This window comes from Bradyrhizobium sp. RDM12, from assembly GCF_051917485.1.
In the GTDB taxonomy this organism is placed as follows: domain Bacteria; phylum Pseudomonadota; class Alphaproteobacteria; order Rhizobiales; family Xanthobacteraceae; genus Bradyrhizobium.
On the sequence record NZ_CM133064.1, the window covers coordinates 4,718,576 to 4,735,032 of the forward strand.

Annotated in this window: 11 protein-coding genes, 2 tRNA genes and 2 pseudogenes; 10 read left to right on the top strand and 5 right to left on the bottom strand. The window is 63.4% G+C overall.

Annotation, left to right across the window (positions count from 1 at the left end; translation table 11 throughout):
- Window positions 1-73: 73 nt before the first annotated feature.
- Window positions 74-1,483 carry a type I glutamate--ammonia ligase gene (glnA, locus tag ACTGJ9_RS23075; RefSeq protein ID WP_456672971.1) on the bottom strand — a complete coding sequence of 470 codons (1,410 nt, stop codon included), beginning with the start codon at window positions 1,481-1,483 and terminating at the stop codon, window positions 74-76.
- Window positions 1,484-1,634: 151 nt separating this feature from the next.
- Window positions 1,635-1,973 (bottom strand): P-II family nitrogen regulator, encoded by a 339-nt coding sequence (locus ACTGJ9_RS23080; protein ID WP_007603495.1) that lies wholly within the window; start codon window positions 1,971-1,973, stop codon window positions 1,635-1,637.
- Between the two features lie 383 nt (window positions 1,974-2,356).
- Here ACTGJ9_RS23080 and ACTGJ9_RS23085 point away from each other — a divergent pair, with 383 nt between their 5' ends.
- Together ACTGJ9_RS23085 and ACTGJ9_RS23090 are read left to right on the top strand one after the other, a co-directional pair.
- On the top strand, window positions 2,357-3,856 hold the full coding sequence (locus tag ACTGJ9_RS23085) for an NAD(P)H-hydrate dehydratase (protein ID WP_456672972.1): 1,500 nt from the start codon (window positions 2,357-2,359) through the stop codon (window positions 3,854-3,856).
- On the top strand, window positions 3,856-4,290 hold the full coding sequence (locus ACTGJ9_RS23090) for a GNAT family N-acetyltransferase (protein ID WP_456672973.1): 435 nt from the start codon (window positions 3,856-3,858) through the stop codon (window positions 4,288-4,290). The genes ACTGJ9_RS23085 and ACTGJ9_RS23090 overlap by 1 nt, the downstream gene beginning before the upstream one ends.
- 10 nt (window positions 4,291-4,300) lie before the next feature.
- On the opposite strand, the pseudogene ACTGJ9_RS23095 reads toward ACTGJ9_RS23090, so the two are convergent.
- Window positions 4,301-5,628, bottom strand: a pseudogene (locus ACTGJ9_RS23095) (multicopper oxidase family protein).
- Window positions 5,629-5,782: 154 nt separating this feature from the next.
- Between ACTGJ9_RS23095 and ACTGJ9_RS23100 the strand changes: the two are divergent.
- From ACTGJ9_RS23100 to ACTGJ9_RS23135, 8 genes and pseudogenes are all read left to right on the top strand, one after another.
- Window positions 5,783-5,867: transfer RNA gene (locus tag ACTGJ9_RS23100), tRNA-Leu, on the top strand.
- Between the two features lie 179 nt (window positions 5,868-6,046).
- A complete protein-coding gene (gene tig / locus ACTGJ9_RS23105; protein ID WP_456672974.1) occupies window positions 6,047-7,405 on the top strand; it encodes a trigger factor in 1,359 nt (452 codons plus the stop codon).
- Window positions 7,406-7,669: 264 nt separating this feature from the next.
- A complete protein-coding gene (locus tag ACTGJ9_RS23110; protein ID WP_426418486.1) occupies window positions 7,670-8,302 on the top strand; it encodes an ATP-dependent Clp protease proteolytic subunit in 633 nt (210 codons plus the stop codon).
- Window positions 8,303-8,760: 458 nt separating this feature from the next.
- Window positions 8,761-10,032, top strand: coding sequence for an ATP-dependent Clp protease ATP-binding subunit ClpX (gene clpX, locus ACTGJ9_RS23115; RefSeq protein ID WP_456672975.1), 1,272 nt, complete (start codon window positions 8,761-8,763; stop codon window positions 10,030-10,032).
- Window positions 10,033-10,445: 413 nt separating this feature from the next.
- Window positions 10,446-12,774 (top strand): annotated as a pseudogene (gene lon, locus ACTGJ9_RS23120) (endopeptidase La).
- 67 nt (window positions 12,775-12,841) lie between these two features.
- Window positions 12,842-13,246 carry a GFA family protein gene (locus ACTGJ9_RS23125; protein ID WP_456672976.1) on the top strand — a complete coding sequence of 135 codons (405 nt, stop codon included), beginning with the start codon at window positions 12,842-12,844 and terminating at the stop codon, window positions 13,244-13,246.
- Window positions 13,247-13,295: 49 nt separating this feature from the next.
- Window positions 13,296-13,372, top strand: a tRNA-Val gene (locus tag ACTGJ9_RS23130).
- Window positions 13,373-13,503: 131 nt separating this feature from the next.
- Window positions 13,504-14,364, top strand: coding sequence for a class I SAM-dependent methyltransferase (locus tag ACTGJ9_RS23135; protein ID WP_456672977.1), 861 nt, complete (start codon window positions 13,504-13,506; stop codon window positions 14,362-14,364).
- Window positions 14,365-14,795: 431 nt separating this feature from the next.
- On the opposite strand, the gene ACTGJ9_RS23140 is transcribed toward ACTGJ9_RS23135, so the two are convergent.
- Both ACTGJ9_RS23140 and ACTGJ9_RS23145 read right to left on the bottom strand, forming a co-directional pair.
- A complete protein-coding gene (locus tag ACTGJ9_RS23140) occupies window positions 14,796-15,143 on the bottom strand; it encodes a hypothetical protein (protein ID WP_456672978.1) in 348 nt (115 codons plus the stop codon).
- 335 nt (window positions 15,144-15,478) lie between these two features.
- Window positions 15,479-16,456, bottom strand: coding sequence for a cation diffusion facilitator family transporter (locus tag ACTGJ9_RS23145; protein ID WP_456672979.1), 978 nt, complete (start codon window positions 16,454-16,456; stop codon window positions 15,479-15,481).
- Window position 16,457 lies beyond the last annotated feature (1 nt).

The window sequence follows — 16,457 nt, forward strand, 5'->3', positions numbered from 1 at the left end:
GTCCCGCACTCAAACAGGAAAAGGCGCCTCCTTTCGGAAGCGCCTTTTGCTTGTCGCAACCTGTTCGGGCCGATCAGCCCGAATAGTACATGTCGAACTCGACCGGGTGCGGGGTCATTTCGAAGCGGGCGACTTCGGTCATCTTCAGCTCGATGTAAGCGTCGATGAAGTCGTCGTCGAACACGCCGCCGGCCTTGAGGAAGGCACGGTCCTTGTCGAGATTTTCGAGCGCCTCGCGGAGCGAACCGCAGACGGTCGGGATCTGCTTCAGCTCTTCCTTCGGCAGATCGTAGAGGTCCTTGTCCATCGCCGGACCCGGATCCATCTTGTTCTTGATGCCGTCGAGGCCGGCCATCAGCATCGCGGCGAAGCCGAGATAGGGATTGGCGAGCGGATCGGGGAAGCGCACCTCGACACGCTTGGCCTTCGGCGAAGCGGTGTAGGGAATGCGGCAGGACGCCGAGCGGTTGCGCGCGGAGTAGGCGAGCAGCACCGGCGCTTCATAGCCCGGGACCAGGCGCTTGTAGGAGTTGGTCGACGGGTTGGTGAAGGCGTTGATGGCCTTCGCGTGCTTGATGATGCCGCCGATGTAGTGGAGGCAAGTCTCCGACAGGTCGGCGTACTTGTTGCCGGCAAACACCGGCTTGCCGTCCTTCCAGATCGACTGGTGCACGTGCATGCCCGAGCCGTTATCGCCATAGACCGGCTTCGGCATGAAGGTGGCGGTTTTGCCGTAGATGTGGGCGACCTGGTGGATGCAGTATTTGTAGATCTGCAGATGGTCGGCCATCAGCGTCAGCGTGTCGAACTTCATGCCGAGCTCGTGCTGGGCAGAGGCGACCTCGTGATGATGCTTCTCGACCTTGACGCCCATCTTGGCCATGGCGCCGAGCATCTCGGAGCGCATGTCCTGCACTGAGTCCTGCGGCGGAACGGGGAAGTAGCCGCCCTTGGTGCGGATACGGTGGCCGAGATTGCCGCCCTCATATTCGGTGTCGGTGTTGGTCGGCAGCTCCGAGGAGTCGAGCCTGAAACCGGTGTTGTAGGGACCGGAGGAGAAGCGCACGTCGTCGAACACGAAGAACTCGGCTTCGGGGCCGACGAAGACGGTGTCGCCCACGCCCATCGACTTCACCATGGCTTCGGCCTTCTTGGCGATGCCGCGGGGGTCGCGGTTGTAGGGCTCGCCGGTGGTCGGCTCGAGCACGTCGCAGGTGATGACCATGGTGGTCTCGGCGAAGAACGGATCGATCGTCGCGGTCACCGGATCCGGCATCAGGCACATGTCGGACTCGTTGATCGCCTTCCAGCCAGCGATCGAGGAGCCGTCGAACATCGTTCCTTCGGCGAAAATGTCCTCATCGATCATGCTGACGTCGAACGTCACGTGCTGCCACTTGCCGCGCGGATCGGTGAAGCGCAGGTCGACGTACTTAACGTCGTTGTCCTTGATCGATTTCAGGACGTCTTTGGCGGTCTTCATGCATACCCCTTTTGGCTCTGCGGGTCGGTTTCCAGGTGAGCAGATTGTTCTCGCTTTCGGCGAGTTCGGGCGCAACCGCACAAACGAAATCAGGCCGCCGAAGCAGCCTTTTTCTTGTCAGAGTGTCGCAAGATGCTGGATAGCACCCGGCTCAGATAGCGTCCAGCCCGGATTCGCCGGTTCGGATGCGGATCGCCTCTTCGATGTTGGAGACGAAAATCTTGCCGTCGCCGATGCGCCCTGTTTGCGCGGCGCGGCGGATCGCGTCGATCGCGCGCTCGACCAGGTCGTCGCCGATCACGATCTCGATCTTCACCTTGGGCAGGAAGTCGACGATGTATTCTGCGCCGCGGTAGAGCTCGGCGTGGCCTTTCTGCCGGCCAAAGCCCTTGGCCTCGGTCACGGTGATGCCCTGAAGGCCGACTTCCTGAAGCGCTTCCTTCACCTCGTCGAGCTTGAACGGCTTGATGATGGCTTCGATTTTCTTCACTGCGCGCCTCCCGGCCTTTCGATCAAATAGCAACGTCTTCGTCAGGATACGCCTTATCTCACGCGCGACCTTGTCTTCGCTATGCCGGGATACCTGACCCGCCCGGCAACAACGGCCGGCCACACCCAGATAGATTGCCAGTGAGCACGACGAACCGAAGCGGCTTCCTCGAAAGCAGGGTCTATGCCAAGTTGCAAATGCCCTGTTTATTGGAGCGTTATCAGCCTTTTAACGAGCATCTCTGAGAGGTGGAGCCGACCCGCTCAAAATACCTCAGACTACGAAATAGGCAAACGGTTCAATATCTATGCAGATCGTTGTTCCGTCGCTTGGGTCGGCACGGAACGTGCCTGTTGAAAAGGCGTTTGGACCAGGGAAGTGGCATGGAAGTTCTAACCACCGCCGAAATGCAGCGGGCTGATCAACTCAGCATCACGGCCGGCACGCCCGGCTTCAAGCTGATGCTGAGCGCAGGCCAGGCGATCGCGGACGCCGCGAACGCTCTGGTGGAGGAGGGGCCGATCCTGATCGTGGCCGGCCCCGGCAACAATGGCGGCGACGGCTTTGTCGCAGCCGCCGAGCTCGCCGCGCAAGGCCGCGAGGTCTCGGTCATCCTGATGTGCGAGCGCGACCAGCTCCAGGGCGACGCAGCCTCCGCCGCGCGCGGCTGGAAGCACCCGGTGCTGCCGTTCAATCCGCAGGCGATCGGAAAACCCGCGCTGATCATCGACGCGCTGTTCGGTGCGGGTCTGAGCCGTTCGGTCGACGGCGAGGCGCGGGCGATGATCGAGGCGATCAATGCCAATGGCGCGCCGGTGGTGGCGGTCGATTTGCCGAGCGGCGTCAACGGCACCAGCGCAGCCGTGCTGGGCGCGGCGGTGAACGCCACCGAGACCGTCACCTTCTTTCGCAAGAAGCCCGCGCATTTGCTGCTGCCAGGTCGCATGCATTGCGGCCGCGTGCGCGTCGTCGACATCGGCATCGACGCGCAGGTGCTCGACGAGATCGCGCCGCAGACCTTTGAGAACGATCCGGATCTCTGGGGCGCCGCCTTTCCGGTACCGCGCATCGACGGCCATAAATACGCACGCGGTCATGTGCTGGCGGTCTCCGGCGATGCGGCCGCGACCGGTGCTGCGCGGCTCGCCGCCCGCGGCGCCTTGCGTGCGGGCGCCGGCCTCGTGACGCTCGCGACCCCGCGCGATGCGCTCGCGATCAATGCAGCCGCGCTGACCGCCGTGATGGTTCGCCCCGTCGACACCGTGGTCGAGTTCGGTGAGTTGCTCGGCGACAAGCGTTACAACACTTGCATGATCGGTCCCGGCGCCGGCGTCGGTGAGCGCACCCGCGATATCGTTCACACCGCGATCTCGGCGCAGCGCCATGTCGTACTCGACGCGGATGCGCTGACGAGCTTTGCCGCCAATCCCGAGCGGCTGTTTGAATCGATCAAGTCTTCGCCCGAGGCCCAGGTGGTGCTGACGCCGCATGAGGGCGAGTTTCCACGGCTGTTCTCCGACCTCAGCAACAAGACTCCGGGCCGCTCGAAGCTCGAACGCGTCCGCGCCGCTGCCGAACGCTCCGGCGCCGTCGTGCTCTTGAAGGGCCCTGACACCACGATCGCCGCGCCCGACGGCCGCGCCACCATTGCCGCCAACGCCCCGCCATGGCTCGCCACCGCCGGCGCCGGTGACGTGCTCTCCGGCGTCATCGCAGGGCTGCTGGCGCAGGGCGTGCCGGCGTTCGAAGCCGCCAGCATCGGTGTCTGGATGCACGGCGAGGCGGCAAACGAAGCGGGGCCGGGGCTGATCGCGGAAGATCTCACCGAGACGCTGCCGGCCGTGCACCGGCGGATCTACAACGCGTTCCGGATCGAGTTCTGATGCTCCGGTCGCTCGCGCTTACCGATATGGGCGCGGCGGCGCAGGTCCATCGGGCCGCATTTGACCAGGCGATGCCATGGCTCACCGGGCTGCACACGCCGGACGAGGATCACTGGTTCTACCGCGAGCGTGTCTTTCCGACTTGCCGCGTTTGGGGATGTTTTGAGGCGGATGTGCTGGGCGGGATCATCGCGTTTCGTGATGGCTGGATCGAACAGCTCTACGTTCGTCCCGCCGCGCAGGGCCGCGGCGTCGGCACGGAACTGCTCGACATCGCCAAAGCCGCCAGCGAGCGGCTCCAGCTCTGGACCTTCCAGCGCAACGCGCCTGCACGGCGCTTCTATGAAGCGCGCGGGTTCAGGCTGGCCGAGGAAACGGACGGAACGCGGAACGAGGAGAAGGAGCCGGACGTCCGCTACGTGTGGACACGCTAGGGCCGATGCCTCACTCCACCCCATACCACCGAACCAGCCGCGGGGCGGCCCAATCCGTGACCACGGACTCGATCAGCCATCGTCCCGGCGAGGTCGCGGCGAAGGCGATGCGCTGGGTCTGGCCGGGCTCGATGGCGAGCGTGTCGAGCCAATAGGGCTTCCAGCCGTCGTCGAGCCGGTCGAGCAGGCGGAAATGGTGGCCGTGCAAATGGAAGGTTCTGGTAATGGGGGCGGGGTTCTTCACCGCCAGCACGACGGTCCGGCCGGCCTTGGCGCGGAAGGCTGGGGCTGAGGCGGTGGAGAAACTGGCGGTCGGACCCAGCCAGCGTCGGATGAGCCGAGCGCGACATCGAACCGCAGGGCGCCCTTCAGGTCGAGTTTCTCGGGAAGGCCGTTCGACGGGAGCGGCTGTGGCGGCGGCAGCGGCGCGCGCCGCTCCAGTTTGCCGGAGACGACGAGGCGCCCGATCGGGTGCGCCTCCTTGCCGTCATGCAGCACGAACGCGGCCGACACGGCTGCATCCACAAAGGCGTCGGCACGGGCGCCGGGGGCCAGCACCAGAGCGCCGTTGCGGGCCGGGAAGGGTTCGGCCGGCTGTCCGTCCAGGGCCATCACCTGAACCTCGTGACTTTCCAATTTGATCGCCAGAACAGAGCGTTGCGAGCCGTTGATGAAGCGCAGCCGCAGCCGCTCGCCGGCGGAGGCTGAGAGTTCGCACGAAGTCCGCCCGTTCAAGGTAAAGAGAGAGACGGTGTCCTGCGGGTCCAGGCCCGCGGGAAGCGCGGTGCCGTCCGGCCGCAGGCGCCATTCCTCGATCAACAGGAATTCGTCGCGATCGACGGGAACGCTGGTCGTCTCCGCAGCGATGATCGAGAGCGGCCGCGCGGGCTGCTTCAGGCGCTCCTCGAAGAGACGGAAATTGGCCAGCAGGGTTCCTGCATTTGGTATTGAAATAATTGATGTTTCGGTCGAATTCGGCGACGTGGGCGCGCGTCCTCCCAACGGGTCGACCAAAGCCGCGCCGTTGAGGCCGTACCAGACCGGCGCAAGCGGCACAGGCAGATCGTTCCGGAAGACCACTTCACAGCGATCCCCGCGCTTGAAACGGACATTGCCGACATGGCTTGCGGCGGCCAGCTCCCAGACCGGTGTCGCCGCCCGAGCCGGCCCGAGAGCCAAGGTTGCCGGCCGTGCCTGAAGCAGGACCTGGGCGGTCGGGAGCGGGCCCGCGCCGCCCGCCATCAGCCCGGCCGCTGAGGCTCCGAAGGAGGCTCCGAGCGAGGCACCGAGGCCGGCCAAAACCTCGCGTCTGCTCGGGTCGAAAATCCGCGGTGTCATAGGCGAGATCCGGACCACGCCGCGCTGGATAAGTCCAGCCATCGTGCCTACTTGGAGAGTGCCTCGATCAAGCCATTTTTTTGCTGCGAACAGGCGGGCACATGCTATAAGCCCGCCGCCCGCGGCATCGCGGCCGGTCTAGATGCAAATTTAAGCGGGCGTGGCGGAACTGGTAGACGCGCTGGATTTAGGTTCCAGTGACGAAAGTTGTGGGGGTTCGAGTCCCTCCGCCCGCACCAAGCGCTTTCAGCGTTTGCACGGATTACTGAGGGGCCTCGCTCCGCGCGGACGTTTTTCCGCCTGGAGCCGGGCTCGATGAACCACCGGCGTTGAGGCGTTTGCCTCGCGCCGCATCGATTAATGACAGCGTCCCGACGCGCGAGCGTGCCGGGACCGAACGAGAAGAAGATTGGACGCCATGCAGGTCACAGAAACCATCTCGGAAGGCTTGAAGCACGAGTTCAAGATCAGCGTTCCCGCCTCTGATCTCGACGCCAAGGCCGGCGCCAAGCTCGTCGACCTCAAGGACAAGGTGCGCCTCAACGGCTTCCGTCCCGGCAAGGTGCCGGTTGGCCACCTGAAGAAGGTCTATGGCCGCTCGGTGATGGCCGAGACCATCGACCAGACCATCCGCGACACCAACACGCAGCTGTTCTCCGAGCGTGGCTTCAAGCTCGCGACGGAGCCGAAGATCACCATGCCGACCGAGAAGGCCGAGGTCGAGGAACTGCTCTTGGGCAAGTCCGACCTGACCTACACGGTCGCAATCGAAGTGGTGCCCGCCATCGCGCTCGCCGATTTCAAGACCTTCCAGGTCGAGAAGCCCGTTGCCGACGTCTCCGATTCGGACGTCGACGAGGCGATCAAGCGCATCGCCGACACCAATCGCGGCTATGCCGCCAAGGGTGAGGGCGCGAAGGCTGAATCCGGCGACCGCGTCACCATCAGTTTCAAGGGCACCATCAACGGCGAAGCCTTCGAGGGCGGCGCCGGCGAAGGCATCCAGGTCGTGATCGGCTCCAACACCTTCATTCCGGGCTTCGAGGAGCAGCTCATCGGCATCGGCGCAAACGAGACGCGCACGCTGAAGGTGTCGTTCCCCAAGAACTACATGAGCGAGAAACTCGCCGGCCAGCCGGCCGAGTTCGAGACCACCGCGACGCTGATCGAGGCGCCGCAGGATCTCACCATCGACGACGAGTTCGCCAAGACGCTTGGCCTCGAATCGCTCGACAAGCTCAAGGAAGCCGCGCGCGAGCGGCTGGTTGCCGAATACGCCGGCGCGACGCGCCAGCGCGTCAAGCGCGCGCTGCTCGACCGTCTCGACGAGGCGCATCGCTTCGAGGCGCCGCCCTCGCTCGTCGATGAGGAGTTCAATCTGATGTGGAACTCGGTCAGGGCCGAGATGGAGTCCGCCGGCAAGACCTTTGCCGACGAGGACACCACCGAGGAGAAGGCGAAGGAAGAGTACCGCAAGATCGCCGACCGCCGCGTGCGTCTCGGTCTCGTGCTCTCCGAGATCGGCGAGAAGAACAAGATCACCGTGACCGACGACGAGGTCGGCCGCGCCGTGATCGAGCGCGCCCGCTCGATGCCCGGCCGCGAGAAGGAAGTCTGGGACTATTACCGCAGCAATGCCCAGGCGCTGGCCCAGCTTCGTGCACCGATTTACGAGGACAAGGTCGTCGACTTCATCCTCGAACTCGCCAACGTGACCGAGAAGAAGGTCTCGCGCGAGGATTTGTACAAGGACGACGAGGAAAAGACTGCGGCCTGAAGGCTTTGAGACAGTCTTCCATTAAGGATGATCAGCGAACAGGCCCAGCTAGCCAGATGGCCGGCTGGGCCTTTTTGCGAGAATCAGCTTCAAGTACCCAGTGGATTCAGCCTTAATTCGTTCCGCACTTGTCTGGCGCAAATTGGGCTATATCTGTCGGCTGACCCTGTATCTACCCGTTTCTTCTACCAACTTCCTGCATCACGGGACGTCCCTCGGCCTTCCGGCAAGAGTGGCGACGTCCTCCGAAAACCTAGGTGACTCATGCGCGATCCGGTTGAAACCTACATGAACCTCGTGCCCATGGTGGTCGAGCAGACCAACCGTGGTGAGCGCGCCTACGACATTTTCTCGCGCCTGCTGAAAGAGCGCATCATCTTCCTGACCGGGCCGGTCGAGGACGGCATGTCGACGCTGGTCGTCGCGCAATTGTTGTTCCTCGAGGCGGAAAATCCGAAGAAGGAAATCTCGATGTACATCAATTCGCCGGGCGGCGTGGTGACGTCGGGCCTCGCGATCTACGACACGATGCAGTTCATCCGCCCGCCGGTCTCGACGCTGTGCACGGGCCAGGCCGCCTCGATGGGCTCGCTGCTGCTCGCCGCTGGCGAGAAGGACATGCGCTTCTCGCTGCCGAACGCGCGCATCATGGTGCATCAACCGTCCGGCGGCTTCCAGGGCCAGGCCACCGACATCATGCTGCATGCCCAGGAGATCCTGAACCTGAAGAAGCGGCTCAACGAAATCTACGTGAAGCACACCGGGCAGACCTACAAGTCGATCGAGGACGCGCTGGAGCGCGACAAGTTCCTGACGGCGAACGACGCCAAGGAGTTCGGGCTGGTCGACAAGGTGATCGACAAGCGCGCCGAGGAACCGGCGGCGAAGCCCCAGTAACGCGCACGAGGCGGCAATATCGATCCCTGGAGTTCGGGATTCCCTGGGATCGTCAGGGCGACGTTCACGTTAACGGCGCACTTCGCGAGGACGCAGAAAACGCAGCTTTGCGCCCCGCAACAGGCAGAAAGTTCCGCTTTCGTGCTTGTCTTTCGTGGTAATCCAGCAACGCCGGGGTGATTTCGCTCACTTCGCCCGTGCCAAGACGTGAAATCACGGTATTGTCACGGGTTGCCGGCGACCCCCCGATTAGCGAATTCTTGATAGTCGGGTGACAGCATGGTTGGCTATGAATGATCGGCTATGATCGCGGACAATCGAGCAACCGTGATTCGCACGGTATGTAGCGCGCAGGGTCTTTTTTGGTACGGAATTTGCTCTATTTGAGTCCCTTACCCTTGAACGTTTCGGGATGGGACGATCGAGCGGACGGGATCGAACCGCGGACGGAGACATGAATGAGTAAGGTCGGCACGAGCGACTCCAAGAACACGCTATATTGCTCGTTCTGCGGCAAGAGCCAGCACGAAGTCCGTAAACTGATCGCGGGTCCCACGGTCTTCATTTGCGACGAGTGCGTTGAGCTCTGCATGGACATCATCCGCGAGGAGAACAAGTCTTCGCTGGTCAAGTCGCGCGACGGTATTCCGACGCCGAAGGAAATCTGCAAGGTGCTGGACGATTACGTCATCGGCCAGAGCCATGCGAAGAAGGTCCTGTCGGTCGCGGTGCACAACCACTACAAGCGCCTCAACCACCAGACCAAGCACAACGACGTCGAGCTCGCGAAGTCGAACATCCTGCTGATCGGTCCGACCGGTTCGGGCAAGACGCTGCTCGCGCAGACCCTCGCCCGTATCCTGGACGTGCCGTTCACGATGGCGGACGCGACCACGCTGACCGAAGCCGGTTATGTCGGCGAGGACGTCGAGAACATCATCCTGAAGCTGCTGCAGTCCGCCGACTACAACGTCGAGCGCGCCCAGCGCGGCATCGTCTACATCGACGAAATCGACAAGATCAGCCGCAAGTCCGACAATCCCTCGATCACGCGCGACGTGTCGGGTGAGGGCGTGCAGCAGGCACTGCTGAAGATCATGGAAGGCACGGTGGCTTCGGTCCCGCCGCAGGGCGGCCGCAAGCATCCGCAGCAGGAGTTCCTGCAGGTGGACACCACCAACATCCTCTTCATCTGCGGCGGCGCGTTCTCGGGCCTCGAGAAGATCATCTCGGCGCGCGGCCGCTCGACCTCGATCGGTTTCGCCGCCCAGGTGCTGGCGCCGGAAGATCGCCGCACCGGCGAAATCTTCCGTCACGTCGAGCCCGAGGATCTCTTGAAGTACGGACTCATCCCCGAGTTCGTCGGCCGTCTGCCGGTCGTGGCGACGCTGGAGGATCTCGACGAGACCTCGCTCAAGAAGATCCTGGTCGAGCCGAAGAACGCGCTGGTGAAACAGTACCAGCGGCTGTTCGAGATGGAGAACATCGAGCTGACCTTCGCCGACGAGGCGCTTGGCGCGGTCGCCCGCAAGGCGATCGAGCGCAAGACCGGCGCGCGCGGCCTTCGTTCGATTCTCGAGGCGATCCTGCTCGAGACCATGTTCGACCTGCCGGGCCTGGAAGGCGTGGAAGAAGTCGTGATTTCCCGCGAAGTCGTGGAAGGAACGGCGCGTCCGCTCTATATCTATGCCGATCGGTCCGATCGCGCCGTTGAGAACGCCAGCGCCTGATTTTCAGCGCTGAACGCTCCAAACGTCTGCCATACTAGCGGCTGCGGGAATGTACTCCGCAGCCGGAATTGCGTCTTATCCCGGTGCGTAAGCGCCTGATGGCGCGCGTTTTTCATTGACTTGACACCCCCCCGGTCGATAGCCACCTAATGCAGGCGGCGAGCGAAAATCCTGTTCAAGATCTGCCTCAGTTCAGATCCGGCAAGCCCGGTCCCACCTTCAAATGGTAGACCGGTCTGTGGATCACCTCGGCACCTTGTGGCGGTTGCGCATGAGAGAAGCGGGCTGCGTGCGAGGGGGCAAAGCAAAAGGAAAAGGCCATGACTAATCCAAAACCCCGGCCAACCATCGTCCATGGCGAGACGCACGCTTATCCCGTGTTGCCGCTGCGCGATATCGTGGTCTTCCCGCACATGATCGTTCCGCTCTTCGTCGGTCGCGAGAAGTCGATCCGCGCGCTCGAAGAGGTGATGAAGAACGATGCGCTGATCATGCTCGCGACGCAGAAGAACGCGTCCGACGATGATCCGGCGGCCGATGCCATTTACGAGACCGGTACGCTTGCAAGCGTGCTGCAGCTCTTGAAGCTTCCGGACGGCACCGTGAAGGTGCTGGTCGAAGGGCTCGAGCGTGCACGCGTGCAGAAGTACACCGATCGCGCCGACTATTACGAAGCCACCGCAATTGCGCTCGCCGACACCGACGCGAAGTCTGTCGAGGCCGAAGCTCTCGCGCTCGGTCGTGTCCGACTTCGAGAGCTATGTGAAGCTCAACAAGAAGATCTCGGCCGAGGTCGTCGGCGTCGTGCAGGCGATCACCGATTTCGCCAAGCTCGCCGACACGGTTGCCTCGCATCTCGCGGTCAAGATCGCGGATCGCCAGGGCATCCTGGAGACGCTGTCCGTCACCACGCGCCTGGAGAAGGTGCTGGGCCTGATGGAGAGCGAGATCTCGGTGCTGCAGGTCGAGAAGCGCATCCGCTCGCGCGTCAAGCGCCAGATGGAGAAGACCCAGCGCGAGTATTATCTCAACGAGCAGATGAAGGCGATCCAGAAGGAACTCGGCGACGACGACGGTCGCGACGAACTCGCCGATCTCGAAGAGAAGATCTCCAAGACCAAGCTCTCCAAGGAAGCGCGCGAGAAGGCGCAGCATGAGTTGAAGAAGCTGCGCCAGATGTCGCCGATGTCCGCGGAAGCGACCGTCGTGCGCAACTATCTGGATTGGCTGCTGTCGATCCCGTGGAACAAGAAGTCCAAGGTGAAGAAGGATCTGGAAGCCGCGCAGACGGTTCTGGACGCCGATCACTATGGGCTCGAGAAGGTCAAGGACCGTATCGTCGAGTATCTCGCGGTGCAGTCGCGCGCCAACAAGCTGACCGGACCAATCCTGTGCCTCGTCGGGCCTCCAGGCGTCGGCAAGACCTCGCTCGGCAAGTCGATCGCGAAGGCGACGGGGCGCGAGTTCGTGCGCGTCTCGCTCGGCGGCGTGCGCGACGAGGCCGAGATCCGCGGTCACCGCCGCACCTATATCGGCTCGATGCCCGGCAAGATCATCCAGTCGATGCGGAAGGCGAAGTCGTCCAATCCGCTGTTCCTGCTGGACGAGATCGACAAGATGGGCGCCGATTTCCGCGGCGATCCGTCGTCGGCTTTGCTCGAGGTCCTCGATCCCGAGCAGAACGGCACGTTTGCCGACCATTATCTGGAGGTCGACTACGATCTGTCGAACGTCATGTTCATCACGACTGCGAATACGCTCAATATTCCGGGACCGCTGATGGACCGCATGGAGATCATCCGGATCGCCGGCTACACCGAGAACGAAAAGGTCGAGATTGCGCGCAAGCATCTGATCCCGAACGCGGTGTCCAAGCACGGCCTGGACTTCAAGGAGTTCTCGATCGATGACGACGCGTTGCTGCTTCTGATCCGCCGCTACACCCGCGAGGCGGGCGTACGTAACCTGGAGCGTGAGCTCTCCACACTCGCCCGCAAGGCGGTGAAGGAGCTGATGATCTCCAAGAAGAAGTCGGTCAAGGTCACCGAGAAGACTCTGGAAGAGCTGCTCGGCGTGCCGAAGTACCGCTTCGGCGAGATCGAGAGCGAGCCGCAGGTCGGCATCGTTACCGGCCTGGCCTGGACCGATGTCGGCGGCGAGTTGCTGACCATCGAAGGCGTTATGATGCCCGGCAAGGGCAAGATGACGGTCACGGGCAATCTGCGCGACGTGATGAAGGAATCGATCTCGGCGGCGGCGTCCTACGTCCGCTCGCGTGCGATCGTCTACGGCATCGAGCCGCCGCTGTTCGACCGGCGCGACATCCACGTGCACGTGCCGGAAGGCGCGACGCCGAAGGACGGTCCGTCGGCTGGCGTGGCGATGGCCACCGCGATCATCTCGGTCATGACCGGCATTCCGGTTCGCCACGACGTCGCGATGACCGGCGAGATCACGCTGCGCGGCCGCGTGCTGCCGATCGGCGGCCTGAAGGAGAAGCTGCTCGCCGCTGCTCGCGGCGGCATCAAGACGGTGTTGATCCCCGAGGACAACGCCAAGGATCTCACGGAGATTTCCGATGCGATCAAGGGCGGCATGGAGATCATCCCGGTCTCCCGTCTCGACGACGTCGTTGCGAAGGCATTGGTGAAGAAGCTGGTGCCGATCGTCTGGGAAGAGGATACCAAGGTGACGGTGAAGCCCGACGGCGACGAAGCCGCTGGCGGCCTGACCGCTCACTGAGATCGCAATTGGAAAAGATGATAAAACGGCGCCTTCGGGCGCCGTTTTTGTTGGAGAAGGGGATGCAATGCAGGTCGACGGGCAATGCCATTGCGGCAAGATCACCTTCGAAGCCGAAATCGACCTTGAGTCGGTCTCGGTCTGTCACTGCCGCGACTGCCAGACCCTGACCGGATCGCCGTTCCGGGTGACCGCGATCTGCACCGCCGCTGATGTCAATCTCACCGCCGGCACGCCGAAGGTCTACGGCAAGCGCGGCGACAACGGCCGGGTGCGCCTCCAGCACTTCTGTGGCGACTGCGGTTCCCCGCTGTTCACCAGCGGCGAGGGCGACCAGGCCGACGATTGGGGCATCCGCTGGGGCTCGATCCGCCAGCGCGACACATTGCGCCCGGTCAGGCAGATCTGGTGCCAGTCGGCCGCGATGTGGATCGACGCGGTGCCGTTGCTGCCGGGCAGGCCGCAGGATTGATTTTCGGTACTTGCCCCTCCCGGGCGGGTGGGGATAAAGAGGCGGCTAGGGGCGGTTAGCTCAGCTGGTTAGAGCATCTCGTTTACACCGAGAGGGTCCGCGGTTCGAATCCGTGACCGCCCACCAGCCTGCGCTCGCGGAGCGAAGCAGGCTGCCGCGCCGTAGCCCAACAGGTCGAAGGCGGGCTTTTCAACGCGAGCTTCGGCTCGGCAAGCCAGCCTTGGCGCGATGAGCTCTGTCGAGCGAGGGAGGCCCTGATGCAGCAGCTTGGCGGACACGAGCAAAACGCCGACCAGATCGCCTATTGGAACGGTCCGAGCGGGCAGCGCTGGGCCGATCGCCACGCGGCGCAGGAGAGGCTGCTCGGGCCGATCGCGGATGTCTTGCTCGACCGCGCCAAGCCGAAGCCCGGCGAGCGCGTAATCGACGTCGGCTGCGGCTCGGGTGCGACCACCGTGGCGTTCGCGAAGGCGGTGGCGCCGGATGGTTTTGCGCTCGGGCTCGATGTCTCCGATCCGATGCTGTCGCAGGCGCGTGCATTTGCACCCAAAGGCCTGCCGCTGGATTTCGTGCTGGCGGATGCGACGGTGCATCCGTTCGATCCCGCGAGCTTCGACCTGCTCGCCTCGCGCTTCGGCGTGATGTTCTTCGCCGATCCCGTTGCCTCCTTCACCAACCTCCATCGCGCGCTGAAGCCGACGGGGCGGCTCGCCTTCGCCTGCTGGCGCGAGCCGAAGGAAAATCCGTGGATGATGGCGCCGCTGATGGCGGTCTACAAACACGTGCCGAAGATGCCGCCGGTCGGGCCGGAAGAGCCGGGGCCGTTCGCCTTCGCCTCGGAGGAGCGCGTGACGCGCATCCTGAAAGGTGCCGGCTTCGTTGACGTCGCGATGGAGCCGCACAATCTTCCCATGGACATTGCCATCGGCGGCGGGCTCGATGCCGCCGTCGACGGCTCACTCCAGATCGGCCCCGCCAGCCGCGCGCTCCAGGGCCATCCGCCGGAGACGTACGCTGCCGCCAAGGCATCGATCCGCGAAACGCTCGCGCCGTTCCTCAAGGGGCAGTCGGTGGCCTTGCCGGGCGCGATCTGGATCGTGACGGCGAAGGCGGTATAGGCGAAGCCAAGCTCTCGCGACACTGCCGATCGGCATCGATGTCGCCTTGACGATGGCAAATAGCTGGGTCGTGCTCGCAGGAGGCTTTGATGTAGCGCGCGTGCGCCGCCTGCACGACGGGACCTGTCACGTCTCCGGAGTCATATCGCGTGGTATCACGACCGTGGCGGCCCTGTTTGCAATGATCCCGTGCGCCTCGTTCTTTCCGGGATACGTTGCGATCAAGTCTCGACCGAACAGCGCAAGCGCGGACGCTACGGCGACGGAGATTTCGTGCAGCTACGAAGGCGTCCCGCTCACTTAATTTCGTCGTTCCAAAGCCCTCGATTGAGATATCGCCAACCGAGTTTCGCGCCAATGTACAGAGTCACCAGCGCTGCTAAAGTCCAAACCAGCCAATCCATTTAGTTGTCCAATCATTGCCATGTAATTCACTGCCATGTAATTGAGTAGGTCCGCCCGTTCGAATTCGGATCGCTGTTGTCGCTCGCCGAGAAGATGATGCCTGCGCCGCGCCAATGCGAATAGCTGCCGTTGATGACTTTTGAGGGACTGTGCGGCGGCCCGAGTGGCCGACCATCTTCGAACAGCGTAATGGTCGATCTGGTTGGGCCATAATCGACATCGGCGAGGCCGTCGAGTTTTGGGACAAAGACCTGATAGGCTGTCGCATCCAGCTTGCGGAACGGTCCGGACAAGGTCGCAGCCTTCGGCGGGTCAGGCTGCTGAACGTAACTGTACTTTAGATAGAGCGCGACCGGGAAATAGACGGCAAGCAAGACAAGTCCTGCCTTGCTGACTTGTGAAAGTGTCCAAGACGGTATTTGGCGCGTAGCCATCGCGTTCCTCGAAGTTTGGTCTGTAGCCTTACTCCACGACCCCCAGGTTCATCAATCCAACACAAGGACGCTCACATGAGCCTTTTTCCTGGGCTTCGCCGTGGGCGGCGCAACCGTCTGTTTCTGGCCTTCGCTCAAACCCAAGCTTTTGCCTGGTATGACGCCATGGTGGCGAAGATCTGATGCGCCGGGATGGGCCGGGCGCGATCTGGATCGTGACGGCGAAGGCGGTATAGGCGAAGCCAAGCTCTCTCCGCCCGTCATTGCGCGCTCCCTCACACCACATCATCCGGCGCCAGCGCGCAGCCATTGTCCGGATGGGTCTCGACCTGCAGCGTGGTGTGGCCGATGCGGAAGGATGTCCTCAGCTGCTGCGCGGTTTCCATCAGGAATGCGTCGGCGGTGCCGGCGGGCATCACGAGATGGCAGGTCAGCGCGGTCTCGGTGGTGGAGATCGGCCAGACGTGGAGATCGTGGATCCCTGACACCCCCGGCCGCGCCAGCAGGAACGCCTTGATCGCGACGAGGTCGGTGCCCCTGGGGGCAGCCGCCATCGACATGTCGATAGAGCCGCGGAGCAGGCTGGTGGTGCCCCAGAGGATGCTGGCGCAGATGACGAGGCTCGTGAAGGGGTCGAGCCAGAGCCAGCCCGTCCAGATGATCAGCGCCGCCGAGACCACGACGCCGAGCGAGACCGCGGCGTCGGCCGCCATGTGCAGATACGCACCTTCGATGTTGATGTCATCCTTGCCGCCGCGTGCGAACAGCATGGCGGTAAAGCCGTTGACGAGGATGCCGATGCCGGCGACCACCATGACGGTGACGCCCGCGACCGGCTCCGGCTCGCGCAGGCGCAAGATCGCCTCCCAGCCGATTGCGCCGGTTGCGACCAGCAGGAACACCGCGTTCGCGAGCGCCGCCAGAATGGTGGAGGCGCGAAAGCCATAGGTGAAGCGGCCGCTCGGCGCGCGCCGCGCCGCGATCGAGGCGCCCCAGGCCACGACCAGGCCGAGCACGTCGGACAGATTGTGGCCGGCATCGGCGAGCAGCGCGGTGGAATTGCCGAGATAGCCGTAGACCGCCTCGGCCACGACCAGCGCGGTGTTGAGCGCAATGCCGACCACGAACGCCTTGCCGAAGTCGGCGGGCGCATGGACGTGCCCGTGACCGTGCGAATGGCCGTGGTCATGACCATGATCGTGCGCGTGGCCGTGATCATGGCGGTGATGACCGTGATGGTCGTGGCTGGCCAAA

Bases quoted from the DNA above. Each gene is read 5' to 3' on its own strand.
- glnA (WP_456672971.1), bottom strand. From the start codon at position 1,483: ATGAAGACCGCCAAAGACGTCCTGAAATCGATCAAGGACAACGACGTT.
- ACTGJ9_RS23085 (WP_456672972.1), top strand. From the start codon at position 2,357: ATGGAAGTTCTAACCACCGCCGAAATGCAGCGGGCTGATCAACTCAGC.
- ACTGJ9_RS23090 (WP_456672973.1), top strand. From the start codon at position 3,856: ATGCTCCGGTCGCTCGCGCTTACCGATATGGGCGCGGCGGCGCAGGTC.
- tig (WP_456672974.1), top strand. From the start codon at position 6,047: ATGCAGGTCACAGAAACCATCTCGGAAGGCTTGAAGCACGAGTTCAAG.
- ACTGJ9_RS23110 (WP_426418486.1), top strand. From the start codon at position 7,670: ATGCGCGATCCGGTTGAAACCTACATGAACCTCGTGCCCATGGTGGTC.
- clpX (WP_456672975.1), top strand. From the start codon at position 8,761: ATGAGTAAGGTCGGCACGAGCGACTCCAAGAACACGCTATATTGCTCG.
- ACTGJ9_RS23125 (WP_456672976.1), top strand. From the start codon at position 12,842: ATGCAGGTCGACGGGCAATGCCATTGCGGCAAGATCACCTTCGAAGCC.
- ACTGJ9_RS23135 (WP_456672977.1), top strand. From the start codon at position 13,504: ATGCAGCAGCTTGGCGGACACGAGCAAAACGCCGACCAGATCGCCTAT.